Annotated in this window: 15 protein-coding genes and 1 tRNA gene; 6 read left to right on the top strand and 10 right to left on the bottom strand. The window is 61.2% G+C overall.

Translation table 11 applies throughout. The annotated features are described in order from the left end of the window. Positions 1-69: 69 nt before the first annotated feature. Positions 70-2,766, bottom strand: a complete 2,697-nt coding sequence (locus GO014_RS04155; protein WP_157289223.1) for an Rne/Rng family ribonuclease — start codon at positions 2,764-2,766, stop codon at positions 70-72. A 562-nt stretch (positions 2,767-3,328) separates the two neighbouring features. Here GO014_RS04155 and GO014_RS04150 point away from each other — a divergent pair. The 3 genes from GO014_RS04150 to GO014_RS04140 all read left to right on the top strand — a co-directional run bounded on the left by GO014_RS04150 (position 3,329) and on the right by GO014_RS04140 (position 7,276). Beyond that, entirely contained in the window at positions 3,329-4,558 is a 1,230-nt protein-coding gene (locus GO014_RS04150) for an N-acetylmuramoyl-L-alanine amidase (RefSeq protein WP_179952915.1), read from the top strand. Between the two features lie 70 nt (positions 4,559-4,628). Then, on the top strand, positions 4,629-7,112 hold the full coding sequence (locus GO014_RS04145) for a penicillin-binding protein 1A (RefSeq protein WP_157289221.1): 2,484 nt from the start codon (positions 4,629-4,631) through the stop codon (positions 7,110-7,112). Between the two features lie 80 nt (positions 7,113-7,192). Continuing rightward, a tRNA-Leu gene (locus GO014_RS04140) sits at positions 7,193-7,276 on the top strand. 21 nt (positions 7,277-7,297) lie between these two features. Here the strand turns inward: GO014_RS04140 and GO014_RS04135 are convergent. Both GO014_RS04135 and GO014_RS04130 read right to left on the bottom strand, forming a co-directional pair. Then, positions 7,298-7,606, bottom strand: coding sequence for an AzlD family protein (locus tag GO014_RS04135; RefSeq protein WP_157289220.1), 309 nt, complete (start codon positions 7,604-7,606; stop codon positions 7,298-7,300). Then, on the bottom strand, positions 7,590-8,318 hold the full coding sequence (locus tag GO014_RS04130; protein ID WP_157289219.1) for an AzlC family ABC transporter permease: 729 nt from the start codon (positions 8,316-8,318) through the stop codon (positions 7,590-7,592). Before GO014_RS04130 ends, GO014_RS04135 begins: the two co-directional genes overlap by 17 nt. Before the next feature lie 273 nt (positions 8,319-8,591). Here GO014_RS04130 and GO014_RS04125 point away from each other — a divergent pair, with 273 nt between their 5' ends. After that, positions 8,592-9,953, top strand: a complete 1,362-nt coding sequence (locus GO014_RS04125; RefSeq protein WP_157289218.1) for an MATE family efflux transporter — start codon at positions 8,592-8,594, stop codon at positions 9,951-9,953. A gap of 18 nt (positions 9,954-9,971) precedes the next feature. Here GO014_RS04125 and GO014_RS04120 read toward each other — a convergent pair whose 3' ends face one another. Both GO014_RS04120 and GO014_RS04115 read right to left on the bottom strand, forming a co-directional pair. Then, a complete protein-coding gene (locus tag GO014_RS04120) occupies positions 9,972-10,244 on the bottom strand; it encodes a hypothetical protein (RefSeq protein ID WP_157289217.1) in 273 nt (90 codons plus the stop codon). A gap of 158 nt (positions 10,245-10,402) precedes the next feature. Continuing rightward, positions 10,403-11,968, bottom strand: coding sequence for a serine hydrolase (locus GO014_RS04115; RefSeq protein ID WP_179952914.1), 1,566 nt, complete (start codon positions 11,966-11,968; stop codon positions 10,403-10,405). A gap of 340 nt (positions 11,969-12,308) precedes the next feature. Between GO014_RS04115 and clpS the strand changes: the two genes are divergently transcribed. Continuing rightward, positions 12,309-12,728 (top strand): ATP-dependent Clp protease adapter ClpS, encoded by a 420-nt coding sequence (gene clpS, locus GO014_RS04110; RefSeq protein WP_246204365.1) that lies wholly within the window; start codon positions 12,309-12,311, stop codon positions 12,726-12,728. Between the two features lie 9 nt (positions 12,729-12,737). Then, positions 12,738-15,077, top strand: a complete 2,340-nt coding sequence (gene clpA, locus GO014_RS04105; RefSeq protein WP_157289215.1) for an ATP-dependent Clp protease ATP-binding subunit ClpA — start codon at positions 12,738-12,740, stop codon at positions 15,075-15,077. A gap of 51 nt (positions 15,078-15,128) precedes the next feature. Here clpA and GO014_RS04100 read toward each other — a convergent pair whose 3' ends face one another. The 5 genes from GO014_RS04100 to GO014_RS04080 all read right to left on the bottom strand — a co-directional run bounded on the left by GO014_RS04100 (position 15,129) and on the right by GO014_RS04080 (position 19,312). After that, the gene (locus GO014_RS04100; protein ID WP_157289214.1) at positions 15,129-15,776 is read right to left on the bottom strand and encodes a YoaK family protein; all 648 of its coding nucleotides are present in this window, start codon (positions 15,774-15,776) and stop codon (positions 15,129-15,131) included. Between the two features lie 6 nt (positions 15,777-15,782). After that, complete coding sequence (locus tag GO014_RS04095) at positions 15,783-16,199, bottom strand: HIT family protein (RefSeq protein ID WP_157289213.1); 417 nt, start codon at positions 16,197-16,199, stop codon at positions 15,783-15,785. A gap of 73 nt (positions 16,200-16,272) precedes the next feature. Continuing rightward, positions 16,273-17,448 (bottom strand): GNAT family N-acetyltransferase, encoded by a 1,176-nt coding sequence (locus GO014_RS04090; RefSeq protein ID WP_343030763.1) that lies wholly within the window; start codon positions 17,446-17,448, stop codon positions 16,273-16,275. 74 nt (positions 17,449-17,522) lie between these two features. After that, the gene (locus tag GO014_RS04085; protein WP_157289211.1) at positions 17,523-17,981 is read right to left on the bottom strand and encodes a RidA family protein; all 459 of its coding nucleotides are present in this window, start codon (positions 17,979-17,981) and stop codon (positions 17,523-17,525) included. Continuing rightward, positions 17,978-19,312 (bottom strand): DNA polymerase IV, encoded by a 1,335-nt coding sequence (locus tag GO014_RS04080; RefSeq protein WP_157289210.1) that lies wholly within the window; start codon positions 19,310-19,312, stop codon positions 17,978-17,980. The genes GO014_RS04085 and GO014_RS04080 overlap by 4 nt, the downstream gene beginning before the upstream one ends.

Below are 19,312 nucleotides of genomic sequence, written 5' to 3'. Positions count from 1 at the left end.
TTGCAAGGCAGAGCCTTCCAATGGCTGATATTTGGAAAAAAAGGGCGGCCCGGAGGCCGCCCTTTTCATCTAACCAAGGCCAAGGCGGCGCTGCCACCAACCGACCTTCTTTTTCTTTCCAGGCTCAGACTCACCTTCGCCCTCGCCTTCACTCCCGCTCTCGGCAGGCGCGTTGGTCTCCTCGGCCGGAGCGACGCTTGAGGTGACAACCACGCCCTCGGGCGGCAGATCCTTCTTCACGCGACGGGTGCGCGCTGGCTTCTTTTCCTCTGCCGCGCTGTCATCGGCCTTGGGGGCCTCGGCAGGCGCAGCTTCGGTTACTGCCGGTTCGGCTGCTGCTTCGGTCGCTTCAGCCTTGGGCTTGCGCGCACGGGGCTTGCGCTTGGGCTTTTCCACCGGCTTGTCTTCGGCGACCGGCTCAGTGGGCTCTTCTTCGGAACTGGCCGCGACCGGGGTGGTTTCGGCAGGCGCCGATTCCTCGGTTTCGGTAACCTTCTTGCGACGGGTGCGCCGAGGCTTGTCGGCCGGCTTTTCCTCGGCAACAGGTGCTTGTTCGGCGCTCGGCTCGGCGTTTACCTCAACATGGTCGACAACCGCTTCTTCAGGCGCCGAAACGGCGGCCGCCGCAGCGTCGTGTCCGGTCTCGCCGTTCTGATCGTTCTGATCGCGCCGATTGCGGCGCCCGCCGCGACGACCGCGACGGCGGCGGCGGCGTGTTTCGCCATCGCTATCGCCTTCAACGGCCTGGCGGGCGTCTGCATCCTCACCACCGGTCTCGTCATCTTCGGCAGCACTATCGGTGTCGCTATCCTGATCGGAACTGCCCTCGGATGCCTGCTGGTTCTGCTGTTCGCCATTGCGGCCACCGCGCCGACGGCGGCGGCGCCGACGGCGTCCGGACCCTTCGCCATCTCCGGCATCTGCTGAACGCGATTCGGTTTCTTCAACCTCGACTTCGATGTCGACCTCGACGTCGTCTTCGGCAGAATCCTCAATCACTGCGCTGTCCACCCGCACATGGGCGGCTGCACGCTGATCGGCATAGGCTGAAACGCGGGTTTCGCCCTTTTCAATGGCGAACTGGTGGCCCGTCATCTTGCTGTCTGCGGTGATCGTGATCGAGAGCTTGTTGCGAGCTTCGAGCTGCGAAAGGGTGTCGCGCTTGAAGTTGAGAATGTAGAGCGCGACGTCGACCGGGACGCGAACATTGATCGACTGACCCTGCTTGCGGAGCACATGATCCTCGATATGGCGCATGATCATCAACGCCAGGCTTTCGGTGGAGCGCACAAGACCGGTGCCATCGCAGATCGGGCACTTGTGGGTCGAGCTTTCCACCACGCCAAAGCGGATACGCTGGCGACTCATCTCCATCAGGCCGAAATGAGAGATGCGACCCACCTGGATGCGGGCGCGGTCGTCCTTCAGGCAATCCTTGAGCTTGCGCTCGACGGCCCGGTTGGACCGGTTCTCCATCATGTCGATGAAGTCGATGACGATGAGGCCGGCCAGGTCGCGCAGGCGAAGCTGGCGCGCCACTTCCTCGGCCGCTTCCAGGTTGGTCTGGAGGGCGGTGTCCTCGATATTGTGCTCCTTGGTGGAGCGGCCCGAGTTCACGTCGATGGAGACGAGCGCTTCTGTCGGATTGATGACGATGTAGCCGCCGGAGGGCAGGGTAACCGTCGGAGAGAACATCTGGTCTAGCTGGGCTTCGACGCTATATTTGGAGAACAGCGGCTGCTCTTCGGCATAGGGCTTCACGTTTTTGGCGTGGGACGGCATGATCATCTTCATGAAGTCCTTGGCCTCGCGATAGGCGTTGTCGCCTGCCACCAGAACTTCGTCGATGTCCTTGTTATAGAGGTCGCGGATGGTGCGCTTGATCAGTGAGCCTTCCTCATAGACCAGGCAAGGCGCCGAGCTTTCCAGCGTCAGCGTGCGCACGCTTTCCCAAAGGCGCATCAGGTATTCGAAGTCGCGTTTCACCTCGGCCTTGGTGCGCGAGGCACCGGCCGTACGCAGGATTACGCCCATGCCCTGGGGCACTTCCAGATCGGCGGTGATTTCCTTAAGGCGCTTGCGGTCGGCAGCGTTGGTGATCTTGCGCGAGATGCCGCCACCGCGGGCGGTATTTGGCATCAGGACAGAATAGCGACCGGCAAGGGACAGATAAGTGGTCAGGGCAGCGCCCTTGTTGCCACGTTCTTCCTTGACGACCTGCACCAGCATCACCTGACGGCGCTTGATGACTTCCTGGATCTTGTACTGGTGACGGCGCTGCTGGCTCGACCGACGGCGCTCCGGCACCTCTTCAAGGGCGTCGCCCCCGCCAATTGACTCGACTGGCTCGCTGTCGGCGGGCGCCTGTTCGATGTGTTCGGCGTCACCGGGTTCCTGCGGATCGGCTTCGGCGTCCGGCTCGATTACCCCTGTGGGCAGCGAGATGGCCTCATCGGCGTCATCACCATGATCGTCCTCGTGTTCCTCGTCGCGCAGCAGGGCTTCGCGGTCGGCAACGGGAATCTGGTAGTAGTCGGGGTGAATTTCCGAGAAGGCGAGGAAGCCATGGCGATTGCCGCCATACTCGACAAAGGCCGCCTGCAGGCTGGGCTCAACCCGCGTGACTTTTGCGAGGTAGATGTTGCCCCGCAACTGGCGGCGGGTCGCTGATTCGAAATCGAACTCCTCGAGCCGGTTACCGGCGGTAACGACAATCCGTGTTTCTTCCGGGTGGATGGCATCCACCAGCATTCTTTTGGTCGCCATAATGAACTCCGCGCACCCGCGCGCCGACAAGTGGACACCGGGGGGCCGGCTTCCTGTTCGTAGCGCATTGCGGGGCGAATAGGTTTGATACTGGGTGGCGCGAACCTCTCACGTTCAGCGCCGAAGACTGTGCGGTCTGGGCCGGCAAACAGGGCGAAGCAAAGCGGCAATCGTTCATATCGATCGCGTCGCGCTCTGTTCGCCAGCGGGCCATATGACCTCTTCCTATTGGGCATCAGGCCTTTGGGCCTGCTGCCGTCCGGCCCGGTCTGGGCCGAAATTCGTTGGTGCAGGGCGTTGAAACCGCAACTTCCGTTCCGGATCATAGAGGGCAATCCATTGCCCTGAACACGACCGCGGAACACACGCACCTACACATTGATCGTGTAGAAAAGTTGCGCCGCAATGGCAACAAGAAAGTCAAATCTGTCCCGGACGCCCAGAATTGATGCCTGTTATGTTGGCCACAGGTGCAAATCATCGCATAAGGCAGGGTCTGCCGAAGAATCGCCGCATCGTGGCGGCACGCAGATGCTCGGAATCTGGGAGCCCGGCCACAATCTTGACCCGACAATCACTGATTGGCCTCGTATTTGGCCTGTTTGCCCTGCTGGGCCTGTCCACAATTGCTGCTGCGCAGGACGCGACGGCATTGCCGCCCTTGCCCAATGTGATCGATGCGCGCGTCACGATCGCGCCTGAGCGCGCACGGCTGGTGGTCGACCTGGCGGACCGGACCGCGTTTTCCTTTGTCTCGCTTGATGATCCGCGCCGCCTGGCCATCGATGTCCGGGCAGGGACGTTTTCAGTTCCCGAGCCAGAGGGCGACCTCGCCGATGACGGGCTGGTTTCAGCCTATGCCATAGAGCAGGCGGGGGCAGACAGGGTGCGCACAACGCTGACGCTGGCCGGCCCCGCCCAGGTGCAGCAGGCCTATGTGCTGGACGCCTTCGAAGATCAGCCGGCGCGGCTGGTGGTCGATATCATTCCTGCAACCGAGGAAGAGTTTGCCGCCAATGTCGAGCGGGACCTTGCCGCGTCTGAAACGGTGGTTCCTGCAGCATCGACGCCTGCCGGCGGTTCGGAACTGCCCATAGCGACCCGGCCTCTGGTGGTCATTGACCCAGGTCATGGAGGTATCGACAGCGGTGCGGAGACCGCCGACGGGGTCAAGGAAAAGGACATCGTGCTGGCCTTCTCGTTGCGCCTGCAGGAACTCCTCGTTGAATCTGGACGGTTTGATGTGGCGCTAACCCGCGAGGACGATTCCTATTTGCGCCTAGAAGAGCGGGTAGATCTGGCACGGGCCAACAAGGCAGATCTGTTTATTTCAATTCACGCGGACAGTTTTCAGCAGCCGGAAATTCGAGGCGCCAGCGTCTATACGCGGGACGAGAATGCCACGGATGTGCTCGACAAGGTGCTGGCGGACAATGAAAATGCGTCCGATGTGATTGCGGGCTTTGCCATGCCACAGACTATGGCGCCCGAAGTGGTCGGCATTCTGCTCGACCTGATGCGGCGTGAGATGCGCGTACAGTCCTATATGGCCGCGCAATCCATCGTGCATCAGCTGGAGCCCAGTGTTGCGCTACGCCGGTTCCCAGTGCGACAGGCCGATTTCTTTGTGCTGCAGGCCCCTGACGTGCCCTCTGTGCTGGTGGAACTGGGCTTTTTGTCCAATGCAAATGATACTGCCAATCTGATGCAGTCGGATTGGCGGGACCGCACGGCCGAGGCCATCGCACGCGGCATCTCGACCTATTTTGACAGTCTTGAGGAAGAGCTGTGATGCCCTCGAAGACGCGACTCGGCTACCTTTCCAAGCTTACCGCCCCAACGGCACCGGGTAGATAATCCACATGCTTCGACTGCTTGGCTGGCTCTTTGGATTTGGCATGTTCCTCGCTCTTGGCGGGGTCGCTGCTGGCGCCGTGTACCTGGCGACAGTCAGCGCTCAGTTGCCGGATTACACAGTCCTCCAAGATTACCAGCCGCCGGTGACGACCCGGGTGCATGCGGCCGATGGCACCCTGCTGGCCGAATATGCCCGCGAGCGGCGCCTTTTCCAGCCAGTGGAGACCGTTCCGCCTCTGGTGGTTGAGGCCTTCCTCTCGGCGGAGGACAAGGATTTCTTCAATCACAACGGCATTGCGATCGATGGCGTGGTGCGTGCCGTGCGGGACAATGTGCTGGCCCGTCTGGATGGGAACAATGCCATTCAGGGCGGCGGGTCATCGATTACCCAGCAGGTGGCAAAGAATTTCCTGCTGACCTCCGAGCAGACCTGGGACCGCAAGATTCAAGAGGCCATCCTGGCGCTGCGGATCGAATCGACCTTCACCAAGAACAAGATTCTCGAACTTTATCTCAACGAGATCTTTCTGGGGCTGAACTCCTATGGGGTGGCGGCGGCGGCCCTGAACTACTTCGACAAGGCACTGTATCAGCTCACCTTGCCGGAGGCGGCCTATATCGCGGCCTTGCCCAAGGGCCCCAATAACTATCATCCGTTCCGCCGGACCGAGGCGGCGATCGAGCGGCGCAACTGGGTGATCGATCGCATGGTCGAGAATGGCTATGTCAGCTATGAAGAGGCATCGCTGGCCAAGCAGGAGCCGCTCAACGTCATTCCGCGCGCGGCGGGCAGCCAGCTCTATTCGGCGGAGTATTTCACCGAGGAAGTGCGGCGCGAGCTGGCCAAGCTTTATGGCGAGGACCAGCTTTATGGCGGTGGCCTCTCCGTACGCACCACGCTCGAGCCCCGTTTGCAGGAGTATGCGCGGCGGGCGCTGATGGACGGGCTGATCGAGTTCGATCGCGGGCGCGGCTTTCGCGGGCCCGTCGCCAGCGTGGAGATCGGCGAGGACTGGGGATTGGCGGTTGCCGCCATCGAACCGTTGAGCGATGTGCCGGAATGGCAGCTTGCGGTCGTGCTAGAGGTCGGGAACAACGAGGCGCGAATAGGCCTCAGGCCCGATGATGATGTGGATGGCGCGGTGGCGACCAGTCGCATTGAGGGCGTGCTATCCGGGCCGGAAATCCGGTGGGTTTCACAGGCCGTCCAGAACATCCTCAATGTTGGTGATGTGGTCTATGTCTCGCAGGTGCCGGGCAAGGACGGTATCTATACGCTTGAGCAGGTGCCGGAAATCGAGGGCGCACTGGTGGCGATGGACCCGCGGACTGGCCGTGTGCTGGCGATGGTCGGCGGTTTTTCCTTTGCCGAGAGTGAGTTCAATCGTGCCACGCAGGCCCTGCGACAGCCGGGATCGTCCTTCAAGCCAATCGTCTATGCGGCGGCGCTCGACAATGGGTATACGCCGGCCTCGGTGGTGCTGGATGCACCGGTGGAGGTGCGCATGGGTGATGGCTCGGTGTGGCGGCCGGAAAACTATTCGCAGGAGTTCTTTGGCCCGCAGACGTTACGGCGCGGCATCGAACGCAGCCGAAACGTCATGACGGTGCGGCTGGCGCGCGATATCGGCATGCCGCTGATTGCCGACTATGCCCAGCTTTTCGGCATCTATGACAACATGCAGCCGGTGCTGGCGATGGCGCTGGGGGCAGGGGAAACCACGGCGCTGCGCATGACGGCTGCCTATGCGACCATCGCCAATGGCGGGCGCAAGATCGTGCCGACGCTGATCGACCGCATCCAGGATCGCTATGGCGCGACGGTGTTCCGTCACGATCAGCGGCTTTGCGACGGGTGCGCTTCGCAAGACTGGCATGGGCAGGGCGAGCCGCGCATCGTCGACAATCGCCCGCAGGTGCTGGATCCGATGACGGCCTATCAGATCACCTCGATGATGGAAGGGGTGGTCCAACGCGGTACCGGGACCGCCGCTCGTGCCCTCAACCGGCCGGTGGCCGGCAAAACCGGCACCACCAACGACTATAAGGATGCCTGGTTCGTCGGGTTCACTCCCGAACTGGCGGTGGGCGTTTATGTCGGCTATGACCAGCCGCGCTCCATGGGGTCCTCGTCGACTGGTGGTGGCATGGCCGTGCCGATCTTTACCGATTTCATGGCCAATGCCCTCCAGGGAAAACCAGCGACGCCGTTCAATGTGCCGGCTGGCATGAGCACGGCGTGGATCAATCCCAGCACGGGGGTAAAGGCGTTCGAAGGCGAGGCTGCCATAGCTGAGGCGTTCAAGCCGGGAACCGGACCCAACCTGATGACCTCGGTGATTGGCCTGGATGTTCAGGCGTTCGACGCCATCCAGCGCGAGCAAATGATGCAGCAACAATATGGTGGTTCGTTCAGGACCACCCGGCCCAGTGGCGGCGGCACGTTTCTTGACCCAAGCCTTAGCGCCCCCCAGAGCCTAGTGGACTGAGCGCGCATCTGTGCAAACGGCGAATTGGTCGCGAGGAGTTGTTGCACTGTCGCTGCTTGTAAGCTAGGAACCCAGCCCGTGCCCCTCTGGCGGAATGGTAGACGCAGAGGACTCAAAATCCTCCGCTGCGAGGCGTGCCGGTTCGAGTCCGGCGGGGGGCACCATTTCCTAGAACTGATTGAACTCTAGCTGCCCAGCATCAGGCGCGTCAGAAAGACGGTCAGCACACCTGCGGCCATGGCCGCGAAGAGATTTCTCGTCAGGATGAAGACGCCGCCGGTCGCAATTGCCGCGAGCATTTCGGCGGGGCCGCCGGTGACTAGGGCGGGTGCAACCAGTGCGGCAAGAACAGCGCCTGGAATATGGCGCAGCCAGGCCGCAGCGAACCCCTGACGCGGCAAGCGGTCAGCCAGCAGCAGGCCGCCTGCCTTGATGGCAATTGTGACCAGAGCCATGCCGAGAATGGCGATAAGCGCCTCAGGACTGGTCTGCATGCTTGCGCACCTCCAAAATGGCGCCAGCGAGGCTTCCTGCCAGGCCGCCGGCCAGAATGTGCCAACTTCCGTCAAACGAGCTCTCTGTGGCTATTGCAACCAGGGCGGCTACCAACCAGGGCAGAAGGTCGGCCTTGCCGCGCCACATGCCCAGCAGCAGCGCCAAAAAGGTCGCTGTGAAGGCAAAATCCAACCCCCAGCGGGAGGGATCATCAATTGCCGAGCCGAGCCCAAACCCAGTGACATTTGTGGTCATCCAACTGACCCAGGCCAAGACGCCGCCGCCCATGAGAAAGGCGACGCTGCCACCGCCGCGCGCCATGGCCGCAACAGTCATGGCCCAGTTCTCGTCTGTAACCAGATACATACTGAGCGCGCCGCGCCCGAGATTTGAGGATGGATAGAGGGGCCGCAGGGTGGCGGTGAGCAGAAGATAGCGCAGATTGACGATCAGCGCGGCCAAAACCAGCGGCCCAACGGGAAGCGATGATGGTGTGGCCGTCCAGAGATCGAGTGCTACAAACTGGGCCGAACCGGCAAAGACCAGACCGCTCATCATTACCACTTCAAGCAGGCTCAGCCCGGCCGTGCGCGCCAGCATGCCCCAGACCATGCCGTAGGCGGCAACGGAAATGGCAACCGGGATACAGGCCCGGGCTCCGGCAAGAAACTGATCAATGGTCGAGCTGGATAGAGCGGATGACTGCGACATGGACGGTTTCTAACAATGGGTTGCGGGCCGAAGCCGATGATTATGGGTCATAGTGCGATCAGCGGCCGGAATGATCGGCCATCAGCAATTGACGCCTCAGGGCCTGCGGCGTACAGCAGCCACTGTCATTGCCCAGTCTCCAGCGCCCGTCCAGCCGGCACCGTGCAATCGGTGTGAATTGGTCCCCCCGGCGGACTGAATATTGCTCAGTCCCAGTCGGCTTCGGGGTTCCAGGCGTGACCCAGATTGTAGGATTGAAGCTGGAGTAACTTCATGGACCCGTTGCCAACCAGACCGCTCTGGCAGCGTTTCAGCCTGTTCCTGATTCCGTTGATGGCCTCGAATATCCTGCAGGCCCTGTCAGGCACCATCAACTCGATCTATGTCGGGCAGCTGATCGGCGTGGAGGCCCTGGCGGCCATCGCGACCTTCTTTCCGCTGATGTTCTTCCTGATGAGCTTCATCATCGGGCTCTCGGCAGGCTCCACGGTTCTGATCGGCCAGGCCTGGGGCGCCAAGAACATCGACAAGGTCAAGCAGGTGGCCGGTACAACCCTGGCCGCGGCTATCGCCTTGGGACTGCTGGTCGCCATTGGCGGCGGAATCTGGGCGGAGCAGATTCTAGTCGTGCTGGGCGCGCCGGATAACATCCTGCAACTCTCGGTGGGTTACTCGCGCATTGCTCTGATCGGCATGCCGGGCTTCTTCGTTTTTCTGGTGGTAACGTCCGTGCTTCGCGGTGTTGGCGATACTATCACGCCGCTGTTTTCGTTGATCATGTCGTTGCTGGTGGGTCTCGTGGTCACGCCCGCGCTGATCCTGGGATGGTTCGGCCTGCCGCAGATCGGGGTGAATGCGGCTGCCGTTGCCATGATCGCGGGCTTTGTTTCAGTTCTGGTGTTCCTGTTCTTTTACATGCGTGCGCGCAGCATGCCACTTGCGCCGGACAGGCTTTTGCTGACGGCTATCCTTCGCCCGGATTTCAAACTGCTGGGTCTGATCCTGCGGCTGGGCATTCCGGCCGGGCTGCAAATGGTGATCGCGTCCAGTGCCGGTATCGTCGTGGTGGGCCTGGTCAATCGCTTCGGATCAGACGCTACGGCAGCATATGGCGCGCTGGGGCAGGTGATGAGCTATGTGCAATTCCCGGCCATGTCGATCGGCATTGCGGCTTCGATATTTGCCGCCCAGGCGATCGGTGCACGGCAGAACGAACAATTGGGTGCAATTGCGCGGACGGCCCTGACGCTGAACCTGATCATCACGGGTGGACTGATCCTGCTGGCCTATCTGTTCAGCCAGCATTTGGTGGCGCTGTTCATCACGGACCCTGCAGTGGTCGAGCTGACCGAGTCACTATTGCATGTCGTGTTGTGGAGCATTGTCTGCTTTGGCTGGAGCATGGTCTTTTCTGGGATCATGCGGGCCAGCGGCACGGTCTATGTGCCCATGATGCTCTCGGTGGCGTGCATTCTGCTGGTCGAACTGCCCGGCGCAATCTGGCTGAGCCAGACCAGTCTTGGGCTGACCGGCATCTGGGTTGCCTATGCAGCCTCCTTCACCTCGATGATGGTGCTGCAGGGCTGCTGGTACCAGTTTGTCTGGAAGCGCAAGGAAATCGTGGCGCTGGTTTAGGGCGCCGCAATTACGTCCTCAGTCTTGGCCGAGCGTCATACGCAGGGCGCGCAGACCATCCGGTGAAAACACGTCGATTTCGACACGGGCGGGGTCGTGGGCCATGCGGCGCGTCCGCGCGGACAGGGCCATGACCACCCCAAGCAGATCCCCGACCGAGCGCTTCTGGCGCGGCAACATGCGATCCGTCATGCCGCTGAGTGCCTTGTTGCGCACTTTCATGTCGGGTGAGGCGAGGGGAGAACGGCCAATGAAGTTGGCCAGTTCGACTAGAGCACTGCGTTCACTCATTGGGCTACTCCATACACAAGCACCAATTGCTTCCCCGTGGACCGGAGCTTTCCGACCCGCTAGCCCGGTCGGCGGTTGGTCCGCCGTGCCGGTTATTCTCAAGTCACGCATCGGCCGACCCCGGAAACCGCGTAGCGCTTTTCGGTCCGATGCCTGCGTCAGCCCTGCATCGCCAGGCAGGCCAGATCCTGGTCCTTGAGGCGATTGCACATATCGGTCGCTGCATCACGGTCACCGAAGCCCACGAAACGGGCGCGGTAGAAAACCTGGCCGTTCTTTTCGAACCGCTCGACATAGGAACGGAAGTCGCCGAGTGAGCCGACCTTGCCGGCAGCATCGGACAACATGGAGCGGGCGCTGTCTTCGGACGGACCGGCGCCGATCTGCACAATCCAGCCACTGATGGGGGCCGCGTCGGCAACCGAACCCGAATGCATCAGGTCAACCGGCTGTCCGGCGCCACCGGATACATTGGCGGGCGGCAGCAGGGGTGTGGAAGCAGGCGTCTGGCCTAGAGCTGCCGGCGGCGCACCCAGATTATAGGTTTCACTGAGCCATGCGCCGATGACGTCCTGGCTGGGATAGTCGGGCGTAGCCTGAGTTGGTGCCGCCAGTACATTGGCGGCCTGCACCGCAGGCGAGAGTCCCAGGTCGGCCGGAACCGGGGTCGGCAGCGTCACAGGGGCGTTAGAAGCCACGGCCACTTGCGGCGTCTGCTGGGGCTGCGCGCCATTAGCAGCGACCAGTGCGGCTAGGCGGAAGTCCGGCATTGGCGTGGGCATGGCGAAGGTCGGCTTGCGCGGCTGGGCAAGAGCGAACTGGGTGTTGCCCTGGCGACCCGGTACGGGAACCATTGCAGTCTGCAGATAGTCCCCACGACGGCCCTTGGACAGATAGCTCGAGACAAGCTGGCGGACCTTCTCGTCGCGCGACGCGGCCGAATTGAAACCGAAAGCAACAATGATGATGTGGCGGTTGTCCTTGCGGGCAGCAGTCAGCAGGTTCGATCCTGCCGCGTTGATATAGCCGGTCTTAATGCCATCGACGGCGCCCATATAGCCGAGTACGCGGTTATGGTTGCCATAGGTCTTGCCGCCATAGCGGAACGAGGTGGTCTGGAACAGATCATAGTACTGAGGGAAGTGCTGATAGACCGCCATGCCGAGGATAGCCTGATCGCGCACCGTCGTGATCTGGCCGCCATCGGGCAGACCTGAGGCATTACGATAAGTGGTGCTGCTCATACCCATTGCGCGAGCAGTTGCGGTCATGCGTTCGGCAAATTTGGATTCGGTGCCCGAGATGTGCTCTGCGATGACACGGGCCATGTCATTGGCGGAAAGCGTCACCAGCGATTTCATCGCGTCTTCGACCGAAATGGTGGAACCAGCACGCAGCCCCAGCTTGGTGGGCACTGCCGAGGCGGCGTGGCGGGACACCGTCATCTTGGTCGAAAGGCTAAGATTGCCGGCCTGAAGTTCCTGAAACAGGATGTAGAGCGTCATGACCTTGGCGACAGACGCCGGGTAGCGCCGCGAGTCGGCTTCATGCTCATAGAGAACCTTGCCGGACTTGGCGTCGACAACAACACCGGCATATTTGCGCAGGTTTTCGATGGCATGGGCGGGCGCCGTGACCGACAGGCCAAGGGCGAAGGTCACGAAAATGGTGGCGACAGCACGCAGAAAGGTGGTGCGCCAAGGGGTCTTTGCCAGGAAAATCACCCGGTACTCCAATTACTCAATCGGGCAACTGGCCCGTACGCTACTCGTTTGACGCTGGATGAATTCGCGTGTCCCCAAACCGGTAAAATTCATCCTTTTCAGAGGTTAGGGCGGCGCCGTTACGAATCCGTAAAATGCAATCATTTTTTGGCGGCGTGTCTGTTTGGGGCAACAAGCAGGTGGCGAAGTCCCTTCGGGCAGCGGGGATTTGCCCGGCCAGGGGGTGTCGCCAGCAGCGCTCACATTTTCGGGAAGGGATGGCCCTTAACACGGGGCCGATTTTGCCTACATAATGGGTCCAACCAACTGCTTCGTTTCCTCTGGCGACAGAGCGACTGCCATGACTGTGACTCCCATGCTGCCCAAAGAAAATGTGCCGTCCACAAGCTGGCTTCTGACGCAATCGCGCGTTCATGCCGGTCCCAAGGATGGCGAACCTGGCCGCCCGGGCGGGAACGACGCCGATTTCGAAACCGGGACGGTGACAAAGACGCGTCCCAAGACTAAGAGGCCGAACCTGTATCGGGTTCTGCTGCTCAACGACGACTACACGCCGATGGAATTCGTCGTTCTGGTGCTGCAGGACGTCTTCAACAAGTCACGTGAAGACGCCATGCGCATCATGCTGCACGTTCACCAGAAGGGGGTCGGTGAGTGCGGCGTATATCCATACGAGGTTGCCGAGACCAAGGTGACCCGCGTGATGGATACGGCACGCAAGAACCAGCATCCGCTGCAATGCGTGATGGAAAAACAGTAGGAACATCATATGCCCTCATTTTCGCGCGGACTCGAAAAGGCCCTGCACCAGGCGATGAACCTGGCCCGTGAGCGCAACCATGAGTTTGCCACGCTCGAGCACCTGCTTCTGGCCCTGACAGACGACCGCGATACGCTGGCCGTGCTGACCGGGTGCGACGTCGATATCGACGCGCTCAAGAGTGACCTCGAAGATTTCATCAATGAAGAACTGGACAGCCTCGTCGTGCAGAACGGCCAGGATGCACGACCGACCGCTGCTTTCCAGCGCGTGATCCAGCGCGCGGTCATTCACGTGCAGTCATCCGGTCGCGAAGAGGTTACGGGTGCCAACGTGCTTGTTGCCATTTTTGCAGAGCGCGAAAGCCACGCGGCCTATTTCCTGGAACAGCAGGACATGAGCCGGCTTGACGCGGTCAATTTCATCTCTCACGGCATTACCAAGTCCGGCCCGAGCGAAGAGCGCAAGGTGCATGGCGCCGAGGAGGGTGAAGCGCATTCCGAAGGTGGTGCGGACGCCAAGAAGAGTTCGGCGCTGGCCGATTTCTGCGTCAACCTCAACGAGAAGGCCCGGGCCGGCAAGATTGACCCTCTGATCGGGCGCGACACCGAATTGCGCCGGACCATTCAGGTTTTGTGCCGCCGTTCGAAGAACAATCCGCTCTATGTCGGTGACGCGGGTGTTGGCAAGACGGCTATCGCCGAAGGTCTGGCACGCAAGATCATTGAAGGCGATGTGCCTGAGGTGCTCAAGGAAGCAGTCATCTACGCGCTCGACATGGGCGCGCTGCTCGCCGGTACCCGCTATCGCGGAGACTTCGAGGAGCGGCTGAAGGCGGTGATGAAGGAACTCGAGAAGATGCCAAATGCGGTGCTCTTCATCGACGAGATCCACACCATGATCGGTGCCGGTGCCACTTCGGGCGGCGCGCTCGATGCCTCGAACCTGCTCAAGCCCGCTTTGGCGAGCGGGGCGATCCGTTGCATCGGTTCGACCACCTATAAGGAATACCGCCAGTTCTTCGAGAAGGATCGCGCTCTGGTGCGCCGCTTCCAGAAGATCGACGTCAATGAGCCGACTGTTCCCGATGCCATCGAGATAGTCAAAGGGCTGCGACCTTATTTTGAAGAGTTCCACAAGCTCAAATATACCGATGAGGCCCTCAAGGCTGCGGTGGAGCTGAGCGCACGCTACATCACAGATCGCAAGCTGCCGGACAAGGCGATTGACGTGATCGACGAGACTGGGGCCAGCCAGATGCTGCTGCCCGAGGACCAGCGCAAGAAGACCATCGATGTCGAGGATATCGAGACCACGATTGCCTCGATTGCGCGCATTCCACCCAAATCGGTGTCCAAGTCTGATGCCGAACTGCTGTCGGGACTGCAACAGAGCCTCAAGACCGTGGTGTTCGGGCAGGATGACGCCATTACAGCGCTGTCCTCGGCGATCAAGCTGGCGCGTGCTGGTCTGCGCGAACCGGAGAAACCGATAGGTTCGTATCTGTTTACCGGTCCGACCGGTGTCGGCAAGACAGAGGTCGCCAAGCAGTTGGCCGACACGCTCGGCGTGGAACTGCTGCGCTTCGACATGTCCGAATATATGGAACGCCACACGATCAGCCGGTTGCTAGGTGCGCCTCCGGGCTATGTCGGGTTCGATCAGGGCGGGCTGCTGACCGATGGCGTCGACCAGCATCCGCATTGCGTGGTGTTGCTCGACGAGATCGAGAAAGCCCATCCGGACCTTTACAACGTGCTGCTGCAGGTGATGGACCACGGCAAGCTGACTGACCATAATGGCAAGGCGGTGGATTTCCGCAATGTCATCCTGATCATGACGTCCAATGTCGGTGCGGCAGAACTGGCGCGCGCGCCGATCGGCTTTGGCCGCAAGCGCGAACAGGGCGACGACGAGGAGGCGATCAACCGCACCTTCAGCCCAGAGTTCCGCAACCGCCTGGATGCGATCATTTCGTTTGCGCCGCTGCCACGTGAAGTGGTGCGCCGGGTGGTCGAGAAGTTTGTGTTGCAACTCGAAGGCCAGTTGGCCGAACGTGGCGTGACGATCAACCTCACGCCCGAGGCGGCCGACTGGTTGGCCGAGCATGGCTATGATGAGCGCATGGGTGCTCGCCCGCTGGGCCGGGTGATCCAGGAGCACGTCAAGAAGCCGCTGGCCGATCAGGTACTGTTCGGCGAATTGGTCAATGGTGGTTCGGTGACAGTGGCGGTGGTGGGCGAAGGCACTGAAGCCAAGCTGGAGCTGGTGGCTGTACCGCCGCGGCCGGCAAAGCCCAAGGCTCTGCCGAAGCCTAAGAAACCAAAGGCGACTGCGGACAAGAACTGAGGTTTGTGTTGCGTTGAAGATCAGAAGGGCCGGAAGCGATTCCGGCCCTTTTCATGTTGCCGATCTGCTGCCGGCCCAAAGATGGGTGAGTGCAAAGGCAGTGTAGATCGCCACAGCCAAAAAAAGTGTGTGAACGCCGACGATGCGGTAGAGCAGGGCACCAAGGGCTGCGCCGCCGAACAAACCAAACCAGATCGCCAAGTGTTGCAGCCAGCGCAGCTTGGGCGCGGCACCCCTTAGAGCAAGTGCCAGATCCTGACCGGCCATATAGAGGGTGCCGGTGACGAAGGTGGCGCCAAGTCGGACGGCGCCGCGCATGGGCAGAATTGCGTTCTGCGCCCCGGCGGTTGCGGCGAGCACAAGCATGGCCTGACTGGCTGGAAGACCGCCCAGAGCAAGGGCCAAGGTCAGCGCGACCCCAAGCAGGACAGCGAAGCTGACCGCTGCCGGCCCCCAGCGTGGAGTGGAGATGGCCAGCAAATTGCCAAGGACGCTGCCAATGAAGAACAGCACAATGAGTGAGGCGGTCAGCAGGACGATTGGCCAGGAGCCGTCCACCAGCGCTGCGCCGCCCTGGGTTGTGTTGCCGCTCATGAAGGACGTGTAATATCCACCCAGTTCGATGAACCCTACCGCGTCAACAAGGCCTGCCGTGGCGGTCAGCACCATGCCAAGGGCGAGATGACGGGCCGGTGTCATGGCGCGTCAGAGATGGGCCGCAATGTCTTTGGCGAGTGCGGCCAGTTCTGCGTCGTCGGCTTTCCCGCCGCCATGGGTGCCCAACGCCACGCCTTCATAAACCGGGATGATGTGGAAGTGCAGGTGGAAGACAGTTTGTCCCGCTGGCGCTTCGTTGAACTGGACCAGGCGAACCCCATCGGCTTTGGTGGCCGCCTTGACGGCCTTGGCAACGCGCTGCACCAGCGGCATGACCGAGGACAAGGTGGCGGGATTGGCGTCGAGCAGGTTGCGCGAGGCGACCTTGGGGATGATCAAGGCATGTCCCTTGGACTGGGGGAAGATGTCCATCATCACCAGCGCGTTCTCGTCCTCATGGACCTTGTGGCAGGGCAGTTCGCCCTTGAGGATTTTTGCGAAGATGTTTGCGGGATCATAGGTCATGCGGTGTACTCCTGCTGCCTAGTAGGCATGGCAAGGGATTGGCTCCCTGGTCAAGGCCGAGAAGGGCTGAAAACTATCGCTCCTGGCGCTCGCCCTTGCGGAACGGCGTGAAGCCTTCAAGCAGCTCCTGCTGCTGTACGATCGCCGGACGCTCGTCTTCGAGATAATCAGCGACAGCGTTCCTGAGACCCGGATGAGCGATCCAGTGGATAGAGTGGGTCAAGACGGGTTCGTAGCCACGTGCCAGCTTGTGTTCACCCTGCGCACCAGCTTCGACCACGGCAAGCTTGTGGGCAATGGCATAGTCGATGGCCTGGTAGTAGCAGACCTCGAAATGCAGAAACGGTACGTCACGCGTGGCGCCCCAATTGCGGCCATAAAGCGCGTCCTTGCCACGAAAATTGATGGCCCCGGCAATTGGGGTGTCGCCATCATAGGCCAGCATCAGCACGACGCGATCGGCCATGTACTGGCTGAGGAGTGAAAAGAAGGTGCGATTGAGATAGGGACGGCCCCATTTGCGGGCGCCGGTATCTTCATAGAAGGCATAGAAGGCGTCCCAGTGGTGCTCCCGGATATCGCTGCCTGAAAGCCAGCGGACTTCCAGACCATCCGCCAGCGCATCGCGGCGCTCCCGGCGGATGGTCTTGCGTTTGCGGGACGAGAGGGTTTCGAGGAATTCCTCGAAACTCCCGTAGTTCCGATTGTGCCAATGGAACTGGGTATCGACGCGGCGCAGCCAATCGAGCGACCCCGCCAGTTCGGCCTCCAGTTCCGGCACGAAGGTAAGGTGGATCGAAGATGCATCGTGCCGACCGGCCAGTTGCTGTGCCGTCGAAAGGAGCGCGGCCTGTGCTTCCAGACTGTGTGAGGGCACAAGCAGTTTGGGGGCGGTCGCCGGTGTAAATGGCACCGAGCCCTGCAGTTTGGGATAGTAATGGCCGCCGGCCCGCTCAAGCGCATTGGCCCAGCCATGGTCGAAGACATATTCGCCCATGGAGTGCGATTTCAGGAATAGCGGAAGAAGGCCGACTGGTGTGTTTGTTCCGTCGGTGAGCAGGATGTGCTGGGCCTGCCAGCCGGTCTGGCCGGTGGCGCAGCCGGACTCCTCAAGTGCCAGGAAGAAGGCGTGATCAAGAAACGGATTGTCGACTGCGCCATCGGTGGCGGGCGCCAGACCGTTCCACACCGAAGCTGGAATGGATGCGGTGCTGGGATGGATAGTGGCAGTGTATTGGGTTTCGGACACTTCGTTGGCAGGCCTTGGAACGTGTCTGAGCGATATGGGGAGACGGTGCCCCGGTCGCAACCGGGGCGATGGTGCTAAACCTCGACGACTGCCTCGATCTCGACGGCTGCGCCCATGGGAAGAGCAGCTACGCCGAATGCGGCACGGGCGTGCTTGCCCTTGTCGCCCAACACGTTGACCAGAAGGTCGGAGGCGCCATTAGCCACCAGATGCTGTTCGAAAAAGTCGGAAGTCGAGGCCACCAGGACCGTCAGCTTCACGATCTTCTTGATCTCGTGCAGTGGCACGCCGGCCGTGTGCTCAATCTGGGCCAGAATGTTGACGGCGCACAGTTCAGCGGCATTGCCACCCTGGACGACGTTCATGTTGTCACCCAGGAGGCCCTGCACTACGCCATTCTCGTTGCTGGAGAGCTGGCCGGAAACATAGAGCAGGTTGCCGCTACGATTGACGGGCACATAACTGGCCACTGGTGCCTTGGGTGCGGGCAGCTCATAGCCATATTCGCGGAGCTTTTCGATCGGGTCGGTCATTTGGTCTTGCCTTCGAGGTCGTCTGCTTCTTCTTCGGATATCGGGCCCAGAGGAGTCGTGGGCCTAGTGCTATATAGCTTGCCGCGAACAACGGCGGTACGCCCAAATCTGGTGCGAACCTTATCCATGGCCCGCTCGGCGGCAGCTTTTCTTGCAACCTGGGGTTCCAGCAAGTCGCCGGGGTCTGATCCGTCTGCTGGGGCCAAGCCCGAAACCCCGATGCCGATGAGGCGAAACGGCGTGCCGTCCACCTCCCGCGTCAATAGGCTCGTGCCTGTCTCGTAAAGAACATTGGCAAGCTGTGTTGGCATCATCAGATGTCGAGCGCGTGTGCGCAACTTAAATCCGGCCGTCTTGAGCTTGATTGTGACCGTGTCGCCAACCAAGCCCTTGGCTTTGAGACGTTCGGAGAGGCGCTCCGAACATTGCAGCAGTTCGGTGGACAGCTCTTCCAGACCTGTCAGATCGCGGGAGAAGGTTGTTTCGGAGGAGACTGTCTTCATGTCTCCATCATTGGAGACGCGCCGGGCATCCTGGCCCTGTGCCAGCCGCGCAAGCCGGGCGCCCGATTCTCCATAGAGCCGGATGAGGCGGGTCGGGTCCTCCTGCTGGAGCTGGCCGATGGTGTGGTAGCCATCCTTCTTCAGCGTTTCGTAAAAGACCTTGCCGACGCCAAAGATCAGATTGATGGGCTTGGGGGCGAGGAATTCCAGCGTTTCAGCGGCGCCGATGACCGCAAAGCCGCGGGGCTTGTCGAGATCGGACGCAACCTTGGCGAGAAACTTGTTGTGGCTGAGGCCGACCGAGATGGTGACGCCAATCTCCTGCTCGATGGACAGGGCAAAGCGGGCCAGGCTCAGGGCAGGGGGCGCCTTGTGCACGCGCTCGGTGCCGGTCATGTCAAGGAAGGCCTCGTCAATGGAGATCGGCTCTACCAAGGGCGTCAACGCATCCATATGCCGCCTGATCTGGCGGCTGACATCGACATATTTGGCCATGTTGGGCCTGATGACGACAGCGTCCGGACAAAGCTCGAGCGCCTTGAACATGGGCATGGCCGAGCGCACACCCGATTGGCGAGCGATATAGCAACAGGTGGAGACCACACCGCGCTGGCCACCCCCGATGATCAGCGGCTTGTCGCGCAGCGAAGGGTCGTCCCGCTTTTCGACGGAAGCGTAAAAGGCATCGCAATCGACATGGGCGATAGAGAGCGCAAAGAGCTCATGATGGCTCCGCAAGCGTGGTGAACCGCAGGCCGGGCAACGGCCTGGAACAGGAGTTGAGGATCCGGCCTGCAGACAATCGCGGCAAAACCAGTCGGTCGCCAT

The sequence above is a fragment of the Devosia marina genome (genome assembly GCF_009758415.1).
Classification (GTDB): Bacteria; Pseudomonadota; Alphaproteobacteria; order Rhizobiales; family Devosiaceae; genus Devosia; species Devosia marina.
Note: the sequence above shows the minus strand (reverse complement) of the source record. Positions and strands in the feature narration are given on the sequence as shown.

Excerpts from the sequence above, each read along its gene's own strand:
- GO014_RS04155 (WP_157289223.1), bottom strand. The coding sequence starts at position 2,766 with ATGGCGACCAAAAGAATGCTGGTGGATGCCATCCACCCGGAAGAAACA.
- GO014_RS04145 (WP_157289221.1), top strand. The coding sequence starts at position 4,629 with ATGCTTCGACTGCTTGGCTGGCTCTTTGGATTTGGCATGTTCCTCGCT.
- GO014_RS04135 (WP_157289220.1), bottom strand. The coding sequence starts at position 7,606 with ATGCAGACCAGTCCTGAGGCGCTTATCGCCATTCTCGGCATGGCTCTG.
- GO014_RS04130 (WP_157289219.1), bottom strand. The coding sequence starts at position 8,318 with ATGTCGCAGTCATCCGCTCTATCCAGCTCGACCATTGATCAGTTTCTT.
- GO014_RS04125 (WP_157289218.1), top strand. The coding sequence starts at position 8,592 with ATGGACCCGTTGCCAACCAGACCGCTCTGGCAGCGTTTCAGCCTGTTC.
- GO014_RS04120 (WP_157289217.1), bottom strand. The coding sequence starts at position 10,244 with ATGAGTGAACGCAGTGCTCTAGTCGAACTGGCCAACTTCATTGGCCGT.
- clpS (WP_246204365.1), top strand. The coding sequence starts at position 12,309 with ATGACTGTGACTCCCATGCTGCCCAAAGAAAATGTGCCGTCCACAAGC.
- clpA (WP_157289215.1), top strand. The coding sequence starts at position 12,738 with ATGCCCTCATTTTCGCGCGGACTCGAAAAGGCCCTGCACCAGGCGATG.
- GO014_RS04100 (WP_157289214.1), bottom strand. The coding sequence starts at position 15,776 with ATGACACCGGCCCGTCATCTCGCCCTTGGCATGGTGCTGACCGCCACG.
- GO014_RS04095 (WP_157289213.1), bottom strand. The coding sequence starts at position 16,199 with ATGACCTATGATCCCGCAAACATCTTCGCAAAAATCCTCAAGGGCGAA.
- GO014_RS04085 (WP_157289211.1), bottom strand. The coding sequence starts at position 17,981 with ATGACCGACCCGATCGAAAAGCTCCGCGAATATGGCTATGAGCTGCCC.
- GO014_RS04080 (WP_157289210.1), bottom strand. The coding sequence starts at position 19,312 with ATGGCGACCGACTGGTTTTGCCGCGATTGTCTGCAGGCCGGATCCTCA.